The 21,033-nt window shown below is 60.2% G+C and carries 24 protein-coding genes; 8 read left to right on the top strand and 16 right to left on the bottom strand.

Translation table 11 applies throughout. From position 1 onward, the window contains the following. Position 1: 1 nt before the first annotated feature. Genes G7025_RS05350 through G7025_RS05340 form a run of 3 tightly spaced genes read left to right on the top strand, consistent with a single transcriptional unit; the run spans position 2 to position 3,548 of the window. A complete protein-coding gene (locus G7025_RS05350; RefSeq protein WP_181077179.1) occupies positions 2-1,021 on the top strand; it encodes an ABC transporter permease in 1,020 nt (339 codons plus the stop codon). Between the two features lies 1 nt (position 1,022). Then, positions 1,023-2,624 carry an ABC transporter ATP-binding protein gene (locus G7025_RS05345; RefSeq protein ID WP_181077177.1) on the top strand — a complete coding sequence of 534 codons (1,602 nt, stop codon included), beginning with the start codon at positions 1,023-1,025 and terminating at the stop codon, positions 2,622-2,624. A gap of 48 nt (positions 2,625-2,672) precedes the next feature. Continuing rightward, positions 2,673-3,548, top strand: a complete 876-nt coding sequence (locus G7025_RS05340) for an AraC family transcriptional regulator (protein ID WP_181077175.1) — start codon at positions 2,673-2,675, stop codon at positions 3,546-3,548. On the opposite strand, the gene G7025_RS05335 is transcribed toward G7025_RS05340, so the two are convergent. Together G7025_RS05335 and G7025_RS05330 are read right to left on the bottom strand one after the other, a co-directional pair. Next, on the bottom strand, positions 3,490-4,077 hold the full coding sequence (locus G7025_RS05335) for a LysE family translocator (RefSeq protein WP_181077174.1): 588 nt from the start codon (positions 4,075-4,077) through the stop codon (positions 3,490-3,492). The genes G7025_RS05340 and G7025_RS05335 overlap by 59 nt on opposite strands. A 96-nt stretch (positions 4,078-4,173) precedes the next feature. Further along, a complete protein-coding gene (locus tag G7025_RS05330; RefSeq protein ID WP_181077172.1) occupies positions 4,174-5,058 on the bottom strand; it encodes an NAD(P)/FAD-dependent oxidoreductase in 885 nt (294 codons plus the stop codon). Positions 5,059-5,203: 145 nt separating this feature from the next. Between G7025_RS05330 and G7025_RS05325 the strand changes: the two genes are divergently transcribed. Beyond that, positions 5,204-5,641 (top strand): Rrf2 family transcriptional regulator, encoded by a 438-nt coding sequence (locus tag G7025_RS05325; protein WP_181077170.1) that lies wholly within the window; start codon positions 5,204-5,206, stop codon positions 5,639-5,641. On the opposite strand, the gene G7025_RS05320 is transcribed toward G7025_RS05325, so the two are convergent. Together G7025_RS05320 and G7025_RS05315 are read right to left on the bottom strand one after the other, a co-directional pair. Continuing rightward, the gene (locus G7025_RS05320; RefSeq protein WP_181077168.1) at positions 5,638-6,267 is read right to left on the bottom strand and encodes a ribonuclease T2 family protein; all 630 of its coding nucleotides are present in this window, start codon (positions 6,265-6,267) and stop codon (positions 5,638-5,640) included. The genes G7025_RS05325 and G7025_RS05320 overlap by 4 nt on opposite strands. A gap of 36 nt (positions 6,268-6,303) precedes the next feature. Then, positions 6,304-7,284, bottom strand: coding sequence for a Gfo/Idh/MocA family protein (locus tag G7025_RS05315; protein ID WP_181077166.1), 981 nt, complete (start codon positions 7,282-7,284; stop codon positions 6,304-6,306). Between the two features lie 125 nt (positions 7,285-7,409). Between G7025_RS05315 and G7025_RS05310 the strand changes: the two genes are divergently transcribed. Both G7025_RS05310 and G7025_RS05305 read left to right on the top strand, forming a co-directional pair. Further along, the gene (locus G7025_RS05310; RefSeq protein ID WP_181077164.1) at positions 7,410-7,772 is read left to right on the top strand and encodes an NUDIX hydrolase; all 363 of its coding nucleotides are present in this window, start codon (positions 7,410-7,412) and stop codon (positions 7,770-7,772) included. 132 nt (positions 7,773-7,904) lie between these two features. After that, positions 7,905-8,849, top strand: coding sequence for a sensor domain-containing diguanylate cyclase (locus G7025_RS05305; protein ID WP_181077162.1), 945 nt, complete (start codon positions 7,905-7,907; stop codon positions 8,847-8,849). Between the two features lie 264 nt (positions 8,850-9,113). Here the strand turns inward: G7025_RS05305 and G7025_RS05300 are convergent, their stop codons facing one another. From G7025_RS05300 to G7025_RS05280, 5 genes are all read right to left on the bottom strand, one after another. After that, the gene (locus G7025_RS05300; protein ID WP_181077160.1) at positions 9,114-9,374 is read right to left on the bottom strand and encodes a hypothetical protein; all 261 of its coding nucleotides are present in this window, start codon (positions 9,372-9,374) and stop codon (positions 9,114-9,116) included. A 106-nt stretch (positions 9,375-9,480) separates the two neighbouring features. Further along, complete coding sequence (locus G7025_RS05295; RefSeq protein WP_181077158.1) at positions 9,481-9,810, bottom strand: hypothetical protein; 330 nt, start codon at positions 9,808-9,810, stop codon at positions 9,481-9,483. A 185-nt stretch (positions 9,811-9,995) separates the two neighbouring features. After that, the gene (locus G7025_RS05290; protein WP_181077156.1) at positions 9,996-10,433 is read right to left on the bottom strand and encodes a DUF3995 domain-containing protein; all 438 of its coding nucleotides are present in this window, start codon (positions 10,431-10,433) and stop codon (positions 9,996-9,998) included. Positions 10,434-10,517: 84 nt separating this feature from the next. After that, positions 10,518-11,534 (bottom strand): ABC transporter substrate-binding protein, encoded by a 1,017-nt coding sequence (locus G7025_RS05285; protein WP_181077154.1) that lies wholly within the window; start codon positions 11,532-11,534, stop codon positions 10,518-10,520. Positions 11,535-11,663: 129 nt separating this feature from the next. Next, the gene (locus tag G7025_RS05280) at positions 11,664-12,113 is read right to left on the bottom strand and encodes a hypothetical protein (protein WP_181077347.1); all 450 of its coding nucleotides are present in this window, start codon (positions 12,111-12,113) and stop codon (positions 11,664-11,666) included. Positions 12,114-12,910: 797 nt separating this feature from the next. Here G7025_RS05280 and G7025_RS05270 point away from each other — a divergent pair. After that, positions 12,911-13,141 carry a hypothetical protein gene (locus G7025_RS05270; protein WP_181077150.1) on the top strand — a complete coding sequence of 77 codons (231 nt, stop codon included), beginning with the start codon at positions 12,911-12,913 and terminating at the stop codon, positions 13,139-13,141. A gap of 73 nt (positions 13,142-13,214) precedes the next feature. Beyond that, positions 13,215-13,457, top strand: a complete 243-nt coding sequence (locus G7025_RS05265) for a DUF2789 domain-containing protein (RefSeq protein ID WP_181077149.1) — start codon at positions 13,215-13,217, stop codon at positions 13,455-13,457. 24 nt (positions 13,458-13,481) lie between these two features. On the opposite strand, the gene G7025_RS05260 is transcribed toward G7025_RS05265, so the two are convergent. The 7 genes from G7025_RS05260 to G7025_RS05230 all read right to left on the bottom strand — a co-directional run bounded on the left by G7025_RS05260 (position 13,482) and on the right by G7025_RS05230 (position 21,015). Further along, positions 13,482-14,708, bottom strand: coding sequence for a methyl-accepting chemotaxis protein (locus G7025_RS05260; protein WP_375139322.1), 1,227 nt, complete (start codon positions 14,706-14,708; stop codon positions 13,482-13,484). A gap of 548 nt (positions 14,709-15,256) precedes the next feature. Beyond that, on the bottom strand, positions 15,257-15,661 hold the full coding sequence (locus tag G7025_RS05255) for a TraR/DksA family transcriptional regulator (RefSeq protein WP_003191666.1): 405 nt from the start codon (positions 15,659-15,661) through the stop codon (positions 15,257-15,259). 353 nt (positions 15,662-16,014) lie between these two features. After that, the gene (locus tag G7025_RS05250) at positions 16,015-17,037 is read right to left on the bottom strand and encodes an ABC transporter permease (RefSeq protein WP_181077147.1); all 1,023 of its coding nucleotides are present in this window, start codon (positions 17,035-17,037) and stop codon (positions 16,015-16,017) included. A 58-nt stretch (positions 17,038-17,095) separates the two neighbouring features. Then, positions 17,096-18,649, bottom strand: a complete 1,554-nt coding sequence (locus G7025_RS05245; RefSeq protein WP_181077146.1) for a sugar ABC transporter ATP-binding protein — start codon at positions 18,647-18,649, stop codon at positions 17,096-17,098. 65 nt (positions 18,650-18,714) lie between these two features. Then, the gene (locus G7025_RS05240) at positions 18,715-19,647 is read right to left on the bottom strand and encodes a sugar ABC transporter substrate-binding protein (RefSeq protein ID WP_181077144.1); all 933 of its coding nucleotides are present in this window, start codon (positions 19,645-19,647) and stop codon (positions 18,715-18,717) included. 44 nt (positions 19,648-19,691) lie between these two features. Continuing rightward, positions 19,692-19,856: a hypothetical protein gene (locus G7025_RS05235; RefSeq protein WP_181077142.1), complete on the bottom strand. Its 165-nt coding sequence runs from the start codon at positions 19,854-19,856 to the stop codon at positions 19,692-19,694. Between the two features lie 130 nt (positions 19,857-19,986). Beyond that, a complete protein-coding gene (locus G7025_RS05230) occupies positions 19,987-21,015 on the bottom strand; it encodes a Gfo/Idh/MocA family protein (RefSeq protein WP_181077141.1) in 1,029 nt (342 codons plus the stop codon). Positions 21,016-21,033 lie beyond the last annotated feature (18 nt).

The raw sequence follows: 21,033 nt of genomic DNA, 5'->3' as shown, positions 1-21,033 counted from the left end.
GATGAACCTGTCCCCCCTCAATCGCCGCCGGTTCGAACGGTTCAAGGCCAACAAGCGTGGCTGGTGGTCGCTGTGGCTGTTCCTGACGCTGTTCGTGCTCAGCCTGGGCGCGGAGCTGATCGCCAACGACAAACCGCTGGCGGTGCACTACGACGGCGGCTGGTATTTCCCCGCACTCAAGCGCTACCCCGAGACCACGTTCGGCGGCGAATTCCCGCTGGAGGCCAACTACAAGAGTCCGTATATCCAGGAACTGCTCAAGGCCAAGGACGCCTGGACCCTGTGGGCGCCGATTCCGTTCAGCTACCAGAGCATCAACTACGACCTCAAGGTGCCTGCTCCCGCGCCGCCGTCGTCGGTCAACCTGCTGGGCACCGATGACCAGGGCCGCGACGTGCTGGCGCGGGTCATCTACGGCTTTCGGGTGTCGGTGCTGTTTGCCCTCACCTTGACCGTGCTCAGCTCGATTATCGGCGTGATCGCCGGGGCGTTGCAGGGTTTCTACGGCGGCTGGGTCGATCTGGCCGGGCAACGCTTCCTGGAGATCTGGTCCGGGTTGCCGGTGCTGTACCTGCTGATCATCCTCGCCAGTTTCGTGCAACCTAACTTCTGGTGGCTGCTGGGGATCATGCTGCTGTTTTCGTGGATGAGCCTGGTGGACGTGGTGCGCGCCGAGTTCCTGCGCGGGCGCAATCTGGAATACGTGCGCGCGGCAAGGGCGCTGGGCATGCAGAACGGCGCGATCATGTTCCGCCACATCCTGCCCAATGCCATGGTGTCGACCATGACCTTTATGCCGTTCATTCTTACCGGCGCCATCGGCACCCTCACCGCCCTGGACTTCCTTGGCTTTGGCCTGCCCGCCGGCTCACCGTCGCTGGGCGAATTGGTGGCCCAGGGCAAATCCAACCTGCAGGCGCCGTGGCTGGGCATGAGCGCCTTTGCCGTGCTGGCGATCATGTTGAGTCTGCTGGTGTTTATCGGCGAGTCCGCTCGCGATGCCTTCGACCCGAGGAAATGAGATGAATCAGGACAATCTGATCGAAATCCGCGACCTCAGCGTCGAGTTTGTCACCGGCGAACATCATCACCGCGTGGTGAACAACGTCAGTTTCGATATCAGGCGCGGCGAAACCCTGGCGCTCGTGGGCGAAAGCGGATCGGGCAAATCGGTGACGGCCCACTCGATCCTGCGCCTGCTGCCCTACCCGTTGGCGCGGCATCCGTCCGGCACCATTGAGTACGCCGGGCAGGACCTGCTGACGCTCAAGGAAAAAACCCTGCGGCATATTCGCGGTAACCGCATCGCGATGATCTTTCAGGAACCGATGACCTCGTTGAATCCGCTGCACTCCATTGAGAAGCAGATCAACGAAGTTCTCGGCCTGCACAAGGGGCTCACCGGCAAGGTCGCCACCCGGCGCACCCTGGAACTCTTGGAACTGGTGGGCATCCCAGAGCCGCACAAACGCCTCAAGGCCCTGCCCCATGAGCTTTCGGGGGGCCAGCGCCAGCGGGTGATGATCGCCATGGCGTTGGCCAACGAGCCGGAGCTGTTGATCGCCGACGAACCGACCACCGCCCTGGACGTCACCGTACAGCTGAAGATTCTGGAACTGCTCAAGGAGCTGCAGGCACGGCTGGGCATGGCGTTGTTATTGATCAGCCATGACCTGAACCTGGTGCGGCGGATTGCCCATCGAGTGTGCGTGATGCAACAGGGCTGCATCGTTGAGCAGGCCGACTGCGAGACCTTGTTTCAGACGCCGCAGCACCCTTACACCCAGGAACTGTTGGCGGCCGAGCCCAGCGGCGGCCCGGCCGATAATGCGGTCGGGCCGCCGGTGCTGGAGGTCGATGACCTGAAAGTCTGGTTTCCGATCAAGAAGGGCTTTTTGCGCAACACCGTCGATTACGTCAAGGCGGTGGACGGCATCAATTTCAGCCTGCCCCAGGGCCAGACCCTGGGTATCGTCGGCGAAAGCGGCTCGGGCAAATCCACCCTGGGCCTGGCGATATTGCGTTTGATCGCCAGCAAGGGCGGCATTCGTTTCGAGGGCCAGCAACTCGATGCCCTCAGCCAGCAGCAGGTGCGACCGCTGCGCCGGGAAATGCAGGTGGTGTTTCAGGACCCGTTCGGCAGCCTGAGCCCGCGCATGTGCGTCAGCGAGATCGTCGGCGAAGGCTTGCGCATCCACAAGATGGGCACCCCGGCCGAACAGGAAACCGCGATTATCGCCGCGCTCAAGGAAGTCGGACTGGACCCTGAGTCCCGCCATCGCTACCCACACGAATTCTCCGGTGGCCAGCGCCAGCGCATCGCCATCGCCCGCGCCCTGGTGCTCAAGCCGCGCCTGATCCTGCTGGACGAACCGACCTCGGCGCTGGATCGCACCGTGCAACGGCAAGTGGTGGAATTGCTGCGCAACCTGCAGGCCAAGTACAACCTCACCTACCTGTTCATCAGCCACGACCTGGCGGTGGTGAAAGCGCTGAGCCATCAGTTGATGGTGATCAAGCAGGGGCAAGTGGTGGAACAGGGCGACGCGCAGGCCATTTTTGCCGCTCCGCAGCATGCCTATACCCGGCAATTGCTGGAAGCCGCGTTCCTGGTCCCGGCCTGACGGAATGCGGTCCACTGTTTTCGATGTGCGCCCGCAGGAGAACTGCTTATGACGGCTGCAACCGCTCCATTTTTCTGGCGAGACCCCGCACTGGCGTTCATTGAGGCTCGTGCCATTGCCGACGGGCGCAAAGTCACCTACGCGCGGCACGCCCACGAGCATTTTTCCATCGGCGCGATCACCGCCGGGCGCAGCTATTACCATTACGGCGCCGAGACCTTTGAGATCAGCGCCGGCACCGTGGTGTTAATGAACCCAGGCGATGTGCACGCCTGCAATCCTATCGCCAACGAGCCGTGGTCCTACCGGATGCTGTACATCGACACGCCCTGGCTCACCGACCTGCAATACCAATTGGGTTTCAGCACCGACCAGGGTTATCGGCCGTTCGATACGCCTTATACCCGCGACCCGCTGCTGTATCGTGGCCTGCTGGCGCTGTACCGCACACTGGTGGATGAACAGGCCGAACACCTGCAAAAGCAGAGTGCGCTGGTGAGCTACTTCAGCGATGTGCAGCAACGCCTGAACCCGTCGCCGACGCCGATGCGCGAGGTCAACCACAAGCTGGAGCGTGCGGCCGAGTACATTCGCGCGCACTGCACCCAGGCGTTGAAACTGGAAGACATCTGCCTGGCGGCGCAGCTGTCGCCGTCGTACCTGATCCGCGCATTCAAGCAGTATTACGGGCTGACGCCTCACGCGTTCCTGGTCAACCAACGTATCCAGTTTGCGCGCAACCAACTGCGCCAGGGCGAGCTGATCGCCGACGTGGCGCTTGCCGCCGGCTTCGCCGACCAGGCCCACTTCCAGCGCGCTTTCAAACAACATTTCGCCGCCACGCCAGGCCAATACCGCGACCGGCTCATGCCATCAGCAAATAACCCACACTGGCCACCAGCAACGCGGCCATTGAACGGTTAAACACCCGCACGCCGCGGGGGTTGCCCAGGTAACGGCGCAGAAAAGTGCCGGCATAAGCCCAGCACGCCACCGACAGATAGCAGATCACCAGGTAAAGCGCGGCGAATATCCAGACCTGGGCCGCATCGCCGTCTGCTACGAACAAGCCCATGCCCGCCACACACGCCAGCCAGGCCTTGGGGTTGAGCCACTGCATGATCGCGCCATAGAGCATCGATGGCGCCGTCGCACTGCCCTGGGCATCCAGGCGCCCGTCGTCCACCGCCAGTTTCCAGGCCATGTACAGCAGGAACACTACGCCGCCCCACTGGATCAGCTGGGTCAGGACCGGCCAGCGCTGCAGCACCTCGTGCAGGCCCAGGCCGATCAGCACCAGCAGCAACGTGAACCCGACCGCGGCGCCGAACACGTGCTTCTGGCTGGCGACAAACCCGAACCGCGCGCCGGAACTGAGCGCCACCACATTGACCGGGCCAGGCGTGATGGAGGTGGCGAGCGCGAAGGCGGCCATGGAAATGATCAGGCTCATGGTGGTTCCCTTTTCATGAAGGTACATAAACAGGGCATCACGATAAAAGGTGCGCGCGCGGCAGTATTGAACAAAATCACCCTTGGCGCCCTGGCTTCAACCGTTGATCAACGAAACATGCGCGCCCACCCCGGCGCGCACGCCCTCGCCCACCGCCAACGCCACCGAACCGGCGGCCAGGGACAGGTCACCACAGGCGAACACCCCGGTCACGGAGGTCTGGCGGGTCTCACCGGTCAACAGATAAGGACCGGAGGGACCGTCGATACGTTCACACCCCAACTGCTCGGCCAATGGGCTGATCCGGGTGCGGGACTGGGTAAAGATGCCGTCCATCTGGATCACCCGACCGTCAACCAACTCAAGGTCCGCGTGTTCACCGCTGATGCGACTCACCCTCGTGGGTTCCACACGCACGCCACGGCGCTCCAACTGCGCCTGCTGCTCGGCATCGGGTGTGAACACCCCATTGGTAAACAGGGTGGTGGTGCCCCAATCCGGCAGCATCAACGCGTGGTGCATCGCCAGGGCAGACGTTGCCAATACGCCGATGCGGCCTTGGTCCAGCTCATAACCGTGACAGTACGGGCAATGGAACACCCGCTTGCCCCAACGCTGCGCCAGGCCGTCGATGGCGGGCAATTCGTCGACCACGCCGGTGGCAAGGATCACCCGCAGCGCGCTGAACTCGCCGTTCGACTGAGTGCGCAAGCGCAAACCGCCCGCGTGAGCGTCGGCCTGGATCACACTGTCCTGCACCCAGCTGACGGTCGGATACGCCATTAACTGGCTGCGGCCGGCATTGGCGATAACGTCGGGCGCCTGGCCGTCCTGCCCCAGAAAACCGTGAGAAGTGGCGGCAAATCGGTTGCGCCGCTGACCCGCATCAATCACCAGTACAGTGCGCCGCGCCCGCGCCAGTTGCAGGCCTGCGGACAAGCCGGCATAGCTGCCGCCAACGATAATGACGTCGTAGATCATGAGTATGGCCTCGTGTCAGATGCACTCGGGTATCCGGGCGCTTTCATGACACACCATAAGTTACATGAAAATAGAGCGTCAAGCATCTCGCAACTTTTCAGGTTACGAAGGATACTTTCGACCCATTCCACCTTGGGGCTGATCAATGAGAAACGACACGCGGCTATCGCGCATGCTGCATGTGCTGATCCACATGGGTCGCCACGACGAGCGCGCCACCTCGGAGACCATCGCAAAGATGCTCGGCACCAATCCGGTGGTGGTGCGTCGCACGTTGGGGCTGCTCAAGGACAAGGGCTATGTGCGTTCCGAGAAGGGCCATCAGGGCGGCTGGACCCTGGGCAGGCCTTTAAATGAGATCACCTTGCTGGACATTCATAACGCCCTCGGCACGCCGTCGATATTTGCCATCGGGCTGTCTACCGACCACCCTGAATGCCTGGTGGAACAAGCGGTGAACGCGGCACTGACGGATGCCTTCGAACAGGCCCAGGCGCTGCTGCTGCAGCGCCTGGGCCAGGTGAGCCTGGCGCAATTGGCCGAAGACTTCGATGAGCGCTTTCGTGTGGCGATGCAGCCCTAACGCTGCGCAGGGATGCGAATCTCGCCCTGGCGGCATTGGGTCTTGACGCTACGGGGGCAACCGGCAAAAGCCAGGTCCTTGGTCAGGCATACCCGCACTTCCGACAGCACTTTGCCTTTGCAGATCACTGCCAGCCCATGGTCGCCCATGCGTGGGTTGCTCTGGCGAAACAGCGTCTCGATCTCGCGGGCCGACAGCGATGCCGGCGTGTGGAACGGCTGAAGTTGCGCGGGAATGGACACCACGCCCAGGGCCGTGTCGGTTTTTTCCAGATACGCCAGTGGTTCAAGGCCGCTGCAGGTGCCGTGCCGGGCCCATTCATGCTTGAGCAGCGCCGCCGTGGGGAACAGCGCGGCGCCCTTGGCCAGGGCTTCACGGCTCAGTGGTTGTTGCGGTGCACAGGAGGCCGGCCAACCGCCCCGGGCAAATTGCGGCCACAGGCCGTGCAGCACGAAGCCATAGCCCTTGCCGGAGCACTGTTCGTTGTCAGGGTGCGTGAGGCAAAACGTCGGCGACCACGACAACGACAGCACATAGAAATCAAATTGCCCCGGCGTCCCTGGGTCACGCGGCGCCGCCAGGGCGCCGGTGGTCAGCGCCAGCCACATCACCATCCAGTATTTCATGCGTGTATTCCTTTGGAAAAAACCGGTGTACCGCAGTTAGCCAGGATGATTGGGGTTACGTTGCAACACCTTGTCCAGAATCCGATCGGTCTTCAGCGCCTCGATGGCCAAGGACGGATGCTCGGCTTCGCCGCGAATATGCGCGTTCATGGCCAGCACGTGATGCCATTGGATATGCGCATGGCACGGCACCTCCAGCACTTGATCGCACTCCCCTTGCAGGCGCAGCGGCTGGTCTTCGAACACCGAAAACTGAATGCGCCCGCGGCTGCCGATGAGCTCGACACTGTCTTCGCGACGGTCGGCGACAAAGTTCCAGCAGCCCATGCCCAGGGCGCCCGAACTGAAGGTCCAGCAGGCCGTCACTGCATCTTCGGCCGCGTAGCGCCCGGCCTGGCGCGCAGTGAAGCCCGACACTTCGACGATGTCCCCGGCCAGGTACTGAAATAAATCGAAGCCATGGCTGGCCAGGTCGGCGAAGTAGCCACCGCCGGCAATCGCCGGATCGGTACGCCAGTTGGCGGCAGTGCCATCCTCGGCGCCCGGCGGTTTGCACAGGGTCCAGGTCAAGTGGCGCAGTTCCCCAATGCGCCCCTCGCGCAGCCACTCGCGTACTTGCTGGAAACGCGGCAGCGAACGCCGGTAGTAGGAGACGAACAGGTGCAGGCCGGCACGCTCGAACGTGCGCTGCATCAGCGCACTCTGTTCGGCGTTCAGCGCCATGGGCTTTTCGACGCAGCAATGCTTGCCGGCCGCGGCCACCATCAGGCTGTATTCGAGATGGCTGTCGGGCGGTGTGGCGATGTACACCGCGTCCACTTCAGGGTCGTCGATCAGTGCCTGGGCGTCGGTATAGAAACGGGCGATGCCGTGGCGTGCCGCATAATCACGCACCGCCTCCTCGCGACGCCCCATCACCGCCACCAGGGCCGAACCTGGCGCTTTATAGAATGCGGGTCCACTCTTTACTTCAGTGACACTGCCACAGCCGATCATGCCCCAGCGTACGGTACTCATCTGTTTACCTCGTGCTTTTGGATCAATCGGGCAGTATCCACATACCCGCGGCCACGCGCCATAACCACTTAGCATGACAATTGCATTACACTTTTGTGACAGTCATCACCTGAAGGGCACAGACGATGAAAATCAGGGCTACGGTCATTTGCGAACATGAGGGGCATATCCTCTTTGTGCGCAAGGCCCGATCGAAATGGGCGTTGCCCGGTGGCAAGGTCGAACGCGACGAACGTCCAGTGGGCGCGGCTGCACGTGAGCTGGAAGAAGAAACCGGATTGAGCGTGGACGGTTTGCTGTACCTGCAGGAACTCAAGGCCCGCGACACCGTGCATCACGTGTTCGAAGCCTCCGTGGTGAACATCGAAGAGGCCCGTCCACGCAATGAGATCGTCGATTGCCATTGGCATGCCTATACCGCCATGGATCAGCTGGACACCACCGACGCCACTCGCCACATCGTCAAATCCTTTGTGCGCCGCCTGTAAATCGGCAATGACTTCTCGCTGGCGCCAGGGAAGCGCCGACGACCTCTCGTCTGTTGCCTTGCCCCGCGCTTGACTCTGCCCCTCGATCACCAGAGGCTCTTGGCACTTAGCCATCATTTAGAGCCCTCCGCCATGAGCATCGCCCCTTCCAGCCAACCCGACACCGATGTGTACAAGACGTTGCTGGAATCCACCAAGGCCATTCCATGGCGCATCGACTGGCAAAGCATGACCTTCAGTTACATCGGCCCGCAGATCGAAGCGTTGCTTGGCTGGACGCCGCAGAGCTGGGTCAGCGTGGATGACTGGGTACAGCGCATGCACCCGGACGACCGTGAATACGTGGTGAATTTCTGCGTGTCGCAATCCCGCGCGGGAGTGGACCATGAAGCGGATTATCGGGCCCTGACGGTCAACGGCGACTACGTATGGATTCGCGACGTGGTGCATGTCGTGCGCAAAGATGGCGAGGTGGAAGCCTTGATAGGCTTTATGTTCGACATCAGCGAGCGCAAGCAGACCGAAGAACACCTGATTCGCCTGCAAAAGCAGCTTGAGGAGTATTCCTACCAGGACGGCCTCACCGGCATTGCCAACCGACGCATGTTCGACACCGTGCTGGACCGCGAATGGGCCAGCGCTCTGCGCAGCCAACTGCCGCTGTCGTTGATCATCCTGGATATCGATTTTTTCAAGCAGTACAACGACCATTATGGCCATATCAAGGGCGATGAATGCCTGCGCCAGGTGGCGCATACCCTGTCGCTGGCGGCGAACCGGCCCAGGGACTTCATCGCGCGGGTCGGCGGCGAAGAGTTCGTGTGGCTGCTGCCGGAAACCGACGCGGGATCAGCGCGGCAGGTGGCGCAACGCTGCCTGCACCTGATCCGCCAGCAGCAGATCGAACATGGGTTCTCCACGGTATCGAACCTGCTGACCTTGAGCCTGGGCGTGGGCACCCGAATCGTCAAACCCGGCAGCTCAATGTTGGGTTTTGTCGAAGACGTCGACAAGTTGCTCTACCAGGCCAAACACAATGGACGGATGCGCGCGGAGTTTGCCGAAGATCAAGTTTGACGCCAAGGTTAAATCCCAGGCAAAAAAAATCCCAAGTAGCTGATGGAAACTTGGGATTTAAAAATGCATAAACCGTGGGAGGTGAACGCGAGGCTATTTTAACCGCAGTAAAAAGCTGTAACAAGATTACTGGAGTCCTTTCGTCGGAATAAAAGCGCTGTAAGTCCTTCAATAACCACATCTTTTTTAGGGCAACAGGACATTCAGGTGCCACTTTTTGGTGCAACTAACAGTATTAGTCCTTAAATAACCAAGGGTTATTACTTATAACTGCGGCGTACTTTTCTGCGATTGTTCGCTTAATTGCTCACATGTATCGCGCACATCCAGGCTGCCGTTCGCAGTCACACTGGCGACCCGCGCCACTTGCTGGCACAGCGCCAGACGCTCGGCAGCCATCGCTCGCTCGCGATCAGCCCGGGCGTTGATATGCATGAAATAGGCGCCAAGCATCAGTGCAATGCCGACCACGGCGGCTATCAGGTAGCGCAGGCTGTTGGATGAAGGGTGATGTGGCTGCTGCATGACCGCTGGCGCCCTGCTCAATTGGCAATTACGGGCGCAATTGTATGCAAATGCAAACACAGGGTTTGTGGGGGATTTGTAAACCCGCGCGCGCAGCGCCGCTCGGTTACTTGCGCGCCACCTTATAACGCACACAGTCCTGATAAAAACTCTGGCGAATGGCCTCAGGTTTGAGCCGTGACCGGCTGTCATACGTCTGTTCGGTAATCCCCATGGCCATCATGCGCATCCAGGACTTGCTGAACTTGATGGTCTGGATCTTCTGCCGGGCGGCATACAACGACACACCCGACAGCTTCAACTCTTGAGCCCTGGCGGCCGTGCCCGCACCCCAGCTGCACATGTACTTGTCCCCTTCGCGCAACTCCCGCGCCTGCACCGCAGCCGCACCGCCCGCCAGGGAGCAAGCGATCAGCATGATTCCAACATTGCGCATTTGCATCCCCGCCTAACCACCTGAAAATAAACGCGATTCTGGCGAGGATTTTGTTACAAAGGGGCCATTAAAATGCCTTATTGCGTTATGCGGTCACGGCCTCAATTCACATCGAATTACAAGGGAGCAAGCGCTCTGATCACGGCCTCAGCGCCGTCCCAGCGCTGTAAAGACGTCTGTGTGCTTCACACCCACGCCACCACCAGCAACCCTACCCCCAGCACCAGGCACAGCGGCGAGTAAAGGTATGTATCCCATCGAGCAAACGTCGATCCACTGACTTTCTTGAAAAAACCCACCAGTTCCGAATCGCCAATCGCCCTGGCAAACATCAGTACGGCAATGACACTGATACCCCATTGCAGCGCACGGTGGGAAATCGGGGAAAAGTACAGGCCGGCGCGCAGGCAGACGAGCAAGGCAATCGCCACCAGCCCCATTGCGACCAGAAAGGTGCCCAGGGCCGAAGGCTTGAATGCCGGGCGCGGACCGCTGGCGAATTCGCCAGGCAGCTGGGGGATGGCGGCGAGGCTGCCAAGCTTGCCGCCGGCGGCCCAATACAAATGCACCACGCTGATACCGGTGAATATGCCGACGATCCACCGTGCAATCACAAAGCTCATGACGGGCTCTCCATGAAAAGATGCGCAAGAGAATAGCCGCCCTGGCTTTTTTTGCCGGTATTTCGTCGCACAGCAACCCGTTGCCTACTTCAGGCTGGCCTCGACCTTCTGCGCCACATCCTCGGTCAGCCAGGCTTTCCATACCTCGGGATGGTCCTTGAGAAACGCCTGGGCAACCTCCCTTGGCGGGGTGTGATTTTCGCTCATGGTCGCCAAGGCTTTGTTCAGCGGTTCAATGGGAAATTCGACCTTCTGAAAAAAACCGGCGATCTGCGGGTGGTCTTTCTGGAACGGCGTCGACACGCCGATGCTCAACTTCGACGCCAGCGAGCGGGTCGGTTTCGGATTGGGGTTATCCGCATCCGTCAGCGTCTTCCAGGCCTCGGCATCGAACGGTGGTTCTTCCAGCTGAATCAGTTTGTAGCGCCCCATCAAGGGCGTCGGTGACCAGTAGTAGAACAGCACTGGCTTGCCGCGGCGGATCGATGAAGCAATTTCCGCATCCAGCGCCGCGCCCGAGCCGCTGCGGAAGTTCACATAGCTGTCGTCCAGGCCATAAGCTTTGAGTTTCTGCTTGTTGACCACTTCCGAGGTCCAGCCGATGGGGCTGTTGAGAAAGCGCCCCTTGCCGGGCGATTCCGGGTCTTTGAACACGTCTTTGTAGCGCGCCAGGTCATTGACGCTCTTGAGGTCCGGCGCCAGCGGCTTGATGCCTTTGGCGGGGTCGCCCTTGACCACGTACTCCGGCACCCACCAGCCTTCGGTCGCGCCCTTGACGGTATCGCCCAGCCCCGCCACCTTGCCTTCGGCCTCGGCTTTGACCCACACCGGGCTGCGGCCGGCCCACTCTTCGCCGATCACCTGGATGTCATTCTTCGCCAGTGCGGTTTCCAGGGAAATGGTCGTGCCTGGCAAGGTGTCGGTGGGCAAGTCGTAGCCCTTCTCGACGATAAACCGCAGCACTTCGGTAATCAGGCTGCCGCTTTCCCAATTCAGGTCGGCAAAATGCACCGGGGCCTGCGCGGCGCAAACCGGCAAGGAGGCCATCGACAGACTCAGGCTCGTCAGTGACGCCGCCAACAGGGTTCTCAAACCTTTCATGCCTTACCTCGCGTTACTGCAGCCATAGCGGATGGCTTTGCTGCGAACGCGCGAAGCCCCTGAATAGTTAAGTCAACTCAACTGTAGTAGAGGTTCCGAAAGACACCGCAAGGGGGTGTTATAAATGCGTTACTCACTGGCCTTGAACGTCACCAGCTCACCCTTGCGCCACTTGGCGGCCTTGGCGGTCACGGCCTTGAGGGTCTTGGTCAGGCCTTCCTGCAATTGTTCATGGACGGCGAACACCAGCATGACGCTATGGCCTTCCTTGAATAGGATGCCCTCGCCTTCGGCCGAAGAAACAAAGGCGTAATCGCCCAGGCCATATACCGTTAACTTGATATCGCGAAACTTCAATTCAAACTTGCCACCTTCACGACTGGGCAATACAGCCGCTCGAAAATGGTCGCCTACCTTAAGTTCCAGATGCTGCTTGTCATCCACCACCATCGCCGTTTCAGTATCGATTTCGGCGATGTAGATACCTTCAGGCGTCTGCTCGGTGACGTAAACAAAACGGGACTGGAACTGTTTGACCAACTTTGCGCGTAAATCACCCAGCACGAACAGTGCGTGCATATCCAGATTACTGACTGCCAAGGAAAAGCCCCCACATCAAAAAAAGTGCTGTCCGCAAAAACGGGCAGCACACAAAACGGCCGTAACGGCTCGATGACACAACCTATTCGTTGAAAACCCGAAGAAACATCCTGCCGCGCCGTCGGTGCAGGCGCACATCGATCGACCTGATGCCAGGTCAACGGCGTTCACAGGAAATCACAGGTTCAGTGACCGGAGAATACCGGTCGCGCCTCTTCAGAGAAAAACCCGATGGAAAACGTCGTTTTCCGACACTCAACACTTAACAAAATACCTCGGCATGGAACCGAGTGTCGACCGACAACAACAATCATACTAAAGCAGCCACATAGGGCCAAACCACTCTGCAACGCTGCCGTTCAATTCATAAGACTGATCGAAAGGAGCTGACCATGCAACGCAGTCATGACCCCGCTACGTCTTTCAATACGCGTTCAGCATGTACCGACGCGCGCCAATACTACTGTGTGCAGAGCCTGAATGGGTACTCCAATTCCGTTCTTTACCAAGTGGTGCCGGCCGGAAGAGATTTCTTTCATATCATGGAAGTCACCAGTGGTCGGATTCGAGGCTTTCGCAGCGGCCACGGCAAGGCCTGCGAACTGGCCAAGCAACTGGAAGCCATGCTGTATGACGGGATCGTTTCGTCACCTGGCTGACTTTACCGCGCCGTTGCCCTCCAACTACTGCCATACTGGCCCGTCCATTGAAGTTTGCCCCCCTGTGCGGGTCAGGTTTCATCAGTGCAGTTGAATACCTCGAAGGGAAGGCTATACGTGACGGAATTTGATATCGGCGAATTTTTTATTCGCGGCGAAGCCAGGGAAGTAGACGGGGAATTTCAAGCAGTGATCGTGATGCGCGCCAAACCACCTTCAAGTGCGATGAGCACCCACCAGGTAGAAAAAGACCGCTGGTTCAAGACCGAGGAAGCGGCCGCCCATGCTGCCAGAGAGTCGGCCCAGGCCCTCAAGACCGCCGTGGATGCAGGCGCGCTGACCTCCTGACAAACTAATTCGAACTCTGCATTGCCAGAAGTCTCCCATGCATAACGCCCCTCAGCCCGCATGGAGATATTCGATGGACACCACGACCCCAACCCTGGAAACCCTGTTCGATCAACTCGGCCTGGACTCGTCCCAGGAAGCGATCGAGCAGTTCACCGCCGCTCACCGTCTGCCGGACGACGTGAAATTGATCGATGCGCCGTTCTGGAGCGAGCAACAAGCGAGCTTTCTCAAGGAGCAATTACACGTCGACGCCGAATGGGCGCCGGCGGTGGATGACCTGAACGCTCTGTTGCATGAGCCCGCCAAGGCGTGATGCGAGCGACAGTCGCGTCTAACCTCAGCGCTTGGCACTTTCCGGTTTATAACCCAGGCGCAAACCGCCCCAATGCCGGCCGTTGACCATGATCGGTACCGACAGATCATGCATCAGCTCGCCGGTATCGCGGGTGTAGGTCTGCAGTAACACCGCCTGCTGATGACTGCCGCAGCGAATCCCCGTGCGGTCGTCGAATTTGCGCTTGGTGCGGTTCTGTACCGCATCCACTTGCGCATCCCCGGTCAACGGCTGGGAAAACGCCGCGTTGTGGGTGGGCACATAGCCCTGCGGCGTGCAGGCAATGGCAAACACCAACCCTTCGTGACGCGGCAACAGTGCCTCCTGGATCGGTGGCAGCACTTTGTCGGTATAGCCGTCGAAGCGGGTGTGGTACTTGCTCGGGCTGGTGTTGGGAATCGGGGTGTAAGTACGGTCGAACAGGTCATCCAGGCTGATACGGTTCTGCTGCACGTCCGCTTCGAACTGCGCGCCTATGCGGCTCGCGCCTTCACGCGCCAGGTCATAGACCCGCTGGTGATAATCATCAAGCCCCACCGCCGCGAGACGTTCGCTGATGATTTCGGCCTGCCCTTCCATCTGCACGGCGGCTTCGGCCAACTGGCGGGTCTGCGCATCGCTGACGCTTAAATCGCTGCGCATCTGTTCGACGGCATGGAACAGGCTGTCGAGCTGGGCCTGGTTGGTGTCGGTGCCCTGGGCGATCTGGTTGACCTGGCCTTCCACATCCGCCGCCAGGCTGGCAATGTTGTCCAATTGCTCCCCCGCGTGTTCCACCTGCTCGACACCAGCGTGCAGATCTGCCGACAATTGGCGGATCTGCTCCACCACCTGGGCCGTGCGCTGCTGGATATCCGCCACCATCACCCCGACCTCATCGGTGGCCGTGGCTGTACGCCCGGCCAGGCCGCGCACTTCGTCGGCCACCACCGCGAACCCGCGCCCATGTTCACCGGCCCGCGCCGCCTCGATGGCGGCATTGAGCGCCAACAGGTTGGTCTGGCTGGCGATGGACTGAATCACCAGGGTCACCCGTTGGATTTCCTCACTGCGCTGGCTCAAGGCTTCGATCAGCTCGCGGCTGGCATTGGCGCGCTGGCTCAGCTGACGCATGCGGGTGATCGATTGCACCAGCACTTCCCGGCCTTCGGTACTGCGTTGATGGGCCTGGCTGGCGGCACCCAGAGCCTGCCGGCTGAGTTGGGACGTGGCCTGCTCGGTGCTGATCATGACTTCAGCATTGCCGACAATCTGCTTGGCCGCCGTCAATTGGGATTGCAGGCGCGCCGCCAGTTGCTTGACCGAATAGGCCACGCCGGCCGCGGACAGCGCGTTATGGCTGGTGGTATAGGACAGGTCGCGGGTGAGTTCGCCAATCGCATCGGCGGTAGAGGCAGCGACAGTGGCCGGCGCCCGCGCCTTCAAACGGGGCAGCCAGACCACCAGCAGCGCCAGCGTCAGGCACAGGTAGATCGGCAGATTGGCGAACGCCAGGCCCAGCAGCACCAGCACCAGAGCGGTGCTCTGCAACAGCGGCGTCAACCAGCCGGGCAAGCGGCGCGCCACCGCGTGTGGCGGCACTGCTGCGCCCATCAGAGATCCGTCCCCAGCCATTTCGTCACCCCACTGTTTGTCTTTATTGTCACGGCATTAAACGCCACTATCGGGCCATTATCCATGGGCCTTTAGTGGGGTGCCGTGCAGTAGATCAATAGTAGACGGGGTGTAGCGGGTCTTCCTCCAGGGAACCGTAGGAACGGTTCCCCGGCTTCACCGCATCAGGCTTGGCGCTGATGCTTGTCGATCTGCTCGTGGCGCTCTTGCGCTTCGATGCAGTACTTGGTGGTCGGGCTGATCAGCAGGCGCTTGAGGCCGATAGGCTCGCCGCTGTCATCGCACCAGCCGAAGGAATCTTCCTTGATGCGTTCCAGGGCACGCTCAAGCTGCGGCAGCATGCGCTGGTCGCGGTCGATGGCGTTGACCAGCCAGGTGCGCTCTTCTTCCACGGAAGCAGCGTCGGCCGGGTCAGCCGGGGTGTCCAGGCTTTCAATGGCGATACGGTTCTGTTCAATGCGCTCGTGGTGTTCCACTTTCATGTCTTGCAGCAACTTCTCGAAAAAAGCGTGCTGTTCGGCATTCATGTAGTCATCCGCCGGCATGGCCAGCAACTTTTCCTTTGTCATTGATTTCTCTATAAAAAATACGTGCATTAAGGCGAATAAGGGAGCGTTCCGGCCGACCTGTGCAGGTCTCGGAAGGGCGCCGTCCATTCCAAGCGCCACCCGGCACTCAATTTACGAGGGGCGGCAGTCTAAGGCCGACTTGAGGGCGCAGCAACTGAAAAGACAGGCATTTTTACCGATATAACCCCCAAAGACACCAGGACGGGCTTGGCGAATGGTTATCGGAGTGCGTTTATAGCAGGAAAGTTCGTAGAGCAGCTATAAGCCGCAAGCTGCAAGCGACAAGCTGTAGAGCTAATCGGACTTGCAGCTTGCAGCTTGCAGCTGGCAGCTTGTGCCTTGTGCCTTACAGCTCAGCGTTTAAGCTTGCGCTTATTGCGATATTGATCGATCACCACCGCCACCACGATGATCAGGCCCTTGATGATGTCCTGGATATACGCATCCACCCCCACAAACGTAAACCCGCTGGCCATCACGCCCAGGATCAGTGCGCCAATCACCGTGCCGGTAATGCGCCCTACCCCGCCCGCCAGGCTGGTGCCGCCGATCACGGCGGCGGCAATCGCATCCAGCTCGTAAGACATGCCCATGCCGGCCTGGCCTGTCGCCGCGCGCGCCGACGCCACCACACCCGCCAGGCCCGCCAGCAGACCGGCGATGCTGTAGACAATGATCAGGTGGCGCTTGACGTTGATCCCCGACGTACGCGCCGCCTGCATATTGCCGCCGATGGCGTAGGTGTACTTGCCGTATTTGGTGTAGCGCAGGGCGATGTGGAAGATGACCGCCACCACCAGAAAGATGATCACCGGCATCGCGCCGTGGCCGATCGCGGTGTAGGAATCGGACAGCATGCTCACCGGCTGCCCTTCGGTGTAATAACGCGCCAGGCCACGTGCCGAAACCATCATGCCCAGTGTGGCGATAAACGGCGGAATACCGGTGACGGCGATGATACTGCCGTTGATCGCCCCCGCCAGCAGCCCTACTCCCAGGCCCATGGCTACCGGGATCCACACCGGCAGGTCGGTCAGGCTGGGAAACACCGCCCGCGAGAAGTCCGAGGTCTGCGCCAGGCTGGCGGCAATCATCGCCGACAATGCCAGCACCGAGCCCGAGGACAAGTCGATCCCCGTGGTAATAATCACCTGGGTCACGCCGATGGCCAGCAGACCGATGATCGACACCTGCAGGATCATCAACACCAGGCGCTGGGAGTTCATCAGGAAGCTCTGGTCACGCACGATCCAGCCGAACACCTCAAACACCAGGCCGATGCCGATCAGCACCAGGAAGATGCTCAGCTCGGTGGGTATTCGCCGCCGGTGCTTGACCGGGGCCATGGCAGGCTTGTTGTCTGTTATTGCGTTCATAACCCTTCACCTTCTTATTCTTGGGCGCGGGCCAGACACCGGCCCGTGCAGCTGTTTGTCAGTGGACCGCGGTCATACCGGAGGCCAGCTGCATGACTTTTTCCTGGGTCGCCTCACTGCGGTCGAGGGTGCCCATGAGTTCGCCTTCGTGCATCACCATCACCCGGTCGCTCATGCCCAGCACTTCGGGCAGTTCCGAAGAAATCATGATTACCGCCATGCCTTCGCTGGCAAGGAAAGCAATCAACCGGTAGATCTCGGCCTTGGCACCGACGTCGATGCCCCGTGTCGGCTCGTCGAGGATCAGCAGGCGTGGGTTGGTCATCAGCCAGCGCGCCAGCAACGCCTTCTGCTGGTTGCCGCCGGACAACGTATCGATGCACTGCTCCAGCGACGGCGTTTTCACCCGCAGCTTCCTGCACATGTCTTCGCACAGCGCACGCAGGGCTTTTTGCTGGATAAAACCGTTACCTGAATAGTGCGGCAGCACGGCCATCTCCATGTTTTCCAATACCGACAGACAGGGGAACAGCCCACTGAGCTTGCGATCCTCGGTCAGCAGCGCGAAGCCTTTGTCGATGGCCATGTGCGGGTCGCTGATGCGCACCGGCTCGCCATCGAGGGTGATCCGGCCGCCGTCCGCCGGGGTAATGCCGAACAGGGTTTCGGCCACATTGGTACGGCCCGAGCCCATCAGCCCGGCGATCCCGAGGATCTCGCCGGCGTGCAGGTCGAACGACACCCCCTTGAACACCCCGTCCAGGCGCAGGTCGCGCACCGACATCAGCCGCTCGCCGATCGGGGTTTCGCGCACCGGGAACAGTTGGCTCAGTTCGCGGCCCACCATCATCGAAATCAGGCTGTCGCTGTCCATGCTGTCGGCGCGCTGCAGGCCGATGTAGCGGCCGTCGCGAAATACCGCCACCTCGTCGGCGATGGCGAACACTTCGTTCATTTTATGCGTGATGTAGACGATGCCTTTGCCTTGTGACTTGAGGTCGGCAATGATCGAAAACAGGTGGGCCACTTCCTTCTCGGTAATGGCCGATGTCGGTTCATCCATGATCAGGATGTCGGAGTCATAGGACACCGCCTTGGCAATCTCGACCATCTGTCGCTCGGCGATGCTCAGGTTGCCTACCTGCTCCTCAGGGTCCAGGTTGATACGCAGGCGCGCCAGCAACTCGGCGGTGCAGCGGTGCATTTCACGGTGATTGACCATATGCAGGCCGTTGAGCTGCTCGCGGCCGATCCAGATGTTCTCGGCGATGGTCATGTGCGGCATCAGGTTGAGTTCCTGATGGATCATCGCGATCCCGGCTTTCTGGGCGGCCAGGGGCGTGTCGAACACGATCGGCTTGCCGCGCAGGCGAATTTCGCCGCTGTCGGGCTGGTAGATTCCGGCGATGATTTTCATCAGCGTCGATTTGCCCGCTCCGTTCTCGCCCATCAGCGCCAACACGGAGCCAGGGCGCACGCGCAGCTGCACATCATCCAGGGCCACGACACCGGGGAAGCCTTTGCTGATGTTGACGATTTCCAGCAGGTAGGGCTCCTCCAGCGTAAGCGGCTGGATACCCGGGTGCTGCGGGACGGTGGCTTGAGCGAGCATAGGCAGGTACTCCATCGGCGGAGCGGGCATAACCGCCCCGCCGGCTTATTATTGTGGTGTCAGGGCTACTTGAAGTCTTTGACGTTATCCGGGGTGATCAGCTTGAACGGGATGACAATGTTCTGCTCGATCGTCTCGTTCCTGGCCAGCTTGCGCGCCGCTTCCACTGAACCGACAGCCTGGCCCTTGGCGTCCTGGAACACCGACACGGCCATTTCGCCCTTGGTAATCGCATTCAAACCGTCCGGCGTGCCGTCGACGCCCGCGATCAATACACTGCCCTTTTCCTTGCCGGCCGACTTGAGCGCCATGGCTGCGCCGATTGCCATCTCATCGTTATTGGCCAGTACCGCCTGGAAATCGCGACCTTGGGTCAGCCAGTTGTTCACCAGATCCATGCCGGTCTGGCGCAGCCACGTCCCCGTCTGCTCCTGCTCGATTTCGATGCCTGGGTATTTAGCCAGAATCTCTTTCACGCCCTTTGTGCGGTTTTGAGTGGAGTTGTTCGCCAGGTCGCCCAACAGAATGACGATCTTGCCCTTGCCGCCCAGTTTGTCGGCGATGTACTGCATTTGCAGCTTGCCGGCTTCTTCATCGTCGGAAGTCACGGCAGCGACGCCTTTGGGCAAGTCTTTCTGGTCGGGGCGACGGTTGACGTAGACCAAGGGAATTCCGGCCTCAATGGCGGCCTTGCTGATTCGCGCCGTGGAGGCGGTATCCACCGGGTTCACGATGATCGCATCAACTTTCTGGCCGATAAAATTCTCGACCTGGCTCAGTTGCTTGACCACATCGGCACGGGCGTCTTCGAACTGCAGTTGTACGCCATCTCCCTTGGGGTAGGACTTGGCTTGTTGGTCCATGTACTTGCGCACATTGGTCAGGTAGTTGTCATCGAATGAGGACATGCTCACGCCAATCTTCAGATCGGCGGCCATGGCAACACTACTCAGCAACAAGGACAACGCCAGCGCGGTAAAACGGATCGGGGTCTTCATGAACGGTCTGTCTCCACTTTCTTGTTGGTTTTGTTTGGACGTTCTCAGAGCGTGGCGGGCAATCGCACGATCGGCGCGCCGGGGATGCAGCACACCAGCGCGTCGTTGTTTTCGACGCACAGCACATTAAGGAAGGAGAAGTAGAACGGCCGGGCGCGTGGCGCAGAGAGGGGGCGTAAAACTCGCAGTACAGCGTTGAAGATTTTCATCTGACGGTACCTGGTTGTTTTTGATCTTGTTTTTGTTGAGCCGTGCGGATCGAGCCCGCGACGTACTTTTTTTGCAACCTGGAAAAGACTTTATTGGAAAATAATTTCCATATCAACCTGTTTTAGAATTTTATTCTATTTTTGTTGAAACCACTTGCTGGCGCTCGGCGCTCAGGCGTGCAGCGTCCAATATGCGGGTGGTTTCCAGCGCGTCATAAACGTCCACGGGCAGCGGCCCTTGCCCTTGTACCGCCGCTTGAAACTGGCGATAGAACTGAGTCCAACAGCCTTTTTCCGATGGCACGCGCTCACGTTCCGGCCCTTGCTCGAACCAGCCCCAGCGCCGGTGTTCCTCGGCGCCCCAATGCTCGCCTTCGGTTTTCGGCGTTTTGCCGGCCATCAGCGCTTCTTCCTGACCGTCCAGCCCCTCGACGGTGTAGCAACCCAACGTGCCGCTCACCCGAAACCGCGGCGCCGGGCTGTTCTGCAGGGCGTTGCCCCACAGATGGGAAATCACGCCGTTGGCGTGAGTCAGGGAAACGAAGAAGCCATGATCGACCGTAGGATGCTCGGTGCTGTAGTGCAGTTGCGCAAATACTCGGTCCACCGCACCGAATAGTTGCAGGGCCTGGTCCACCAGGTGGCTGCCGAGGTCACGCAGCCAGCCGCCTCCACTGGCATTGCCCAGCGCCTGCGGGCTGTAGCGTTCCACACGGGATTCAAACCGGGTGATGCGGCCCAGGGCGCCGGCGTCGATCAGTTTGCGCAGGGTCAGATAGTCCGAGTCCCAGCGTCGGTTCTGGTAGACGCTGAGCAACGTGCCCTGGCGTTCAGCCGCCGTAATCAACGCCTGGGCCTGTTCGGCGTTGGCCGCAAAGGGTTTGTCGCTGACCACCGCCACCCCGTGTTCGATGGCTTCCAGCACCAGTGCCGGGCGACCTTTCAGCGTGGTGGAAATCACCAGCGCATCGACACCGGCTTCGACGATCTGGCCGATGCTGTCAAAGGCCTTCACCCCTGGAAGATCCATGCTCAATTGCTGGCGGCGTTCGGCCGAACGGGTCACCACGCCGACAAACGTGGCACCCGGCAGGGTGGCAATCAGCGGCGCATGAAAGAAGCGCCCTCCATGGCCATAGCCGACTAGTCCGATTCGCATATCGACACTCCTTACTTG

Origin of the sequence: Pseudomonas lurida (assembly GCF_013522705.1) — a bacterium.
In the GTDB taxonomy this organism is placed as follows: Bacteria; Pseudomonadota; Gammaproteobacteria; order Pseudomonadales; family Pseudomonadaceae; genus Aquipseudomonas; species Aquipseudomonas quebecensis.
This window is presented reverse-complemented; position numbering and strand designations above follow the sequence as displayed.

Coding starts and splice junctions, on each gene's coding strand:
- G7025_RS05230 (WP_181077141.1), bottom strand. CDS start 21,015: ATGCGAATCGGACTAGTCGGCTATGGCCATGGAGGGCGCTTCTTTCAT.
- G7025_RS05235 (WP_181077142.1), bottom strand. CDS start 19,856: ATGAAAATCTTCAACGCTGTACTGCGAGTTTTACGCCCCCTCTCTGCG.
- G7025_RS05255 (WP_003191666.1), bottom strand. CDS start 15,661: ATGACAAAGGAAAAGTTGCTGGCCATGCCGGCGGATGACTACATGAAT.
- G7025_RS05350 (WP_181077179.1), top strand. CDS start 2: ATGAACCTGTCCCCCCTCAATCGCCGCCGGTTCGAACGGTTCAAGGCC.
- G7025_RS05305 (WP_181077162.1), top strand. CDS start 7,905: ATGAGCATCGCCCCTTCCAGCCAACCCGACACCGATGTGTACAAGACG.
- G7025_RS05250 (WP_181077147.1), bottom strand. CDS start 17,037: ATGAACGCAATAACAGACAACAAGCCTGCCATGGCCCCGGTCAAGCAC.
- G7025_RS05285 (WP_181077154.1), bottom strand. CDS start 11,534: ATGAAAGGTTTGAGAACCCTGTTGGCGGCGTCACTGACGAGCCTGAGT.
- G7025_RS05300 (WP_181077160.1), bottom strand. CDS start 9,374: ATGCAGCAGCCACATCACCCTTCATCCAACAGCCTGCGCTACCTGATA.
- G7025_RS05315 (WP_181077166.1), bottom strand. CDS start 7,284: ATGAGTACCGTACGCTGGGGCATGATCGGCTGTGGCAGTGTCACTGAA.
- G7025_RS05330 (WP_181077172.1), bottom strand. CDS start 5,058: ATGATCTACGACGTCATTATCGTTGGCGGCAGCTATGCCGGCTTGTCC.
- G7025_RS05295 (WP_181077158.1), bottom strand. CDS start 9,810: ATGCGCAATGTTGGAATCATGCTGATCGCTTGCTCCCTGGCGGGCGGT.
- G7025_RS05240 (WP_181077144.1), bottom strand. CDS start 19,647: ATGAAGACCCCGATCCGTTTTACCGCGCTGGCGTTGTCCTTGTTGCTG.
- G7025_RS05260 (WP_375139322.1), bottom strand. CDS start 14,708: ATGATCAGCACCGAGCAGGCCACGTCCCAACTCAGCCGGCAGGCTCTG.
- G7025_RS05340 (WP_181077175.1), top strand. CDS start 2,673: ATGACGGCTGCAACCGCTCCATTTTTCTGGCGAGACCCCGCACTGGCG.
- G7025_RS05325 (WP_181077170.1), top strand. CDS start 5,204: ATGAGAAACGACACGCGGCTATCGCGCATGCTGCATGTGCTGATCCAC.
- G7025_RS05310 (WP_181077164.1), top strand. CDS start 7,410: ATGAAAATCAGGGCTACGGTCATTTGCGAACATGAGGGGCATATCCTC.
- G7025_RS05335 (WP_181077174.1), bottom strand. CDS start 4,077: ATGAGCCTGATCATTTCCATGGCCGCCTTCGCGCTCGCCACCTCCATC.
- G7025_RS05320 (WP_181077168.1), bottom strand. CDS start 6,267: ATGAAATACTGGATGGTGATGTGGCTGGCGCTGACCACCGGCGCCCTG.
- G7025_RS05345 (WP_181077177.1), top strand. CDS start 1,023: ATGAATCAGGACAATCTGATCGAAATCCGCGACCTCAGCGTCGAGTTT.
- G7025_RS05245 (WP_181077146.1), bottom strand. CDS start 18,649: ATGCTCGCTCAAGCCACCGTCCCGCAGCACCCGGGTATCCAGCCGCTT.
- G7025_RS05265 (WP_181077149.1), top strand. CDS start 13,215: ATGGACACCACGACCCCAACCCTGGAAACCCTGTTCGATCAACTCGGC.
- G7025_RS05280 (WP_181077347.1), bottom strand. CDS start 12,113: ATGCACGCACTGTTCGTGCTGGGTGATTTACGCGCAAAGTTGGTCAAA.
- G7025_RS05290 (WP_181077156.1), bottom strand. CDS start 10,433: ATGAGCTTTGTGATTGCACGGTGGATCGTCGGCATATTCACCGGTATC.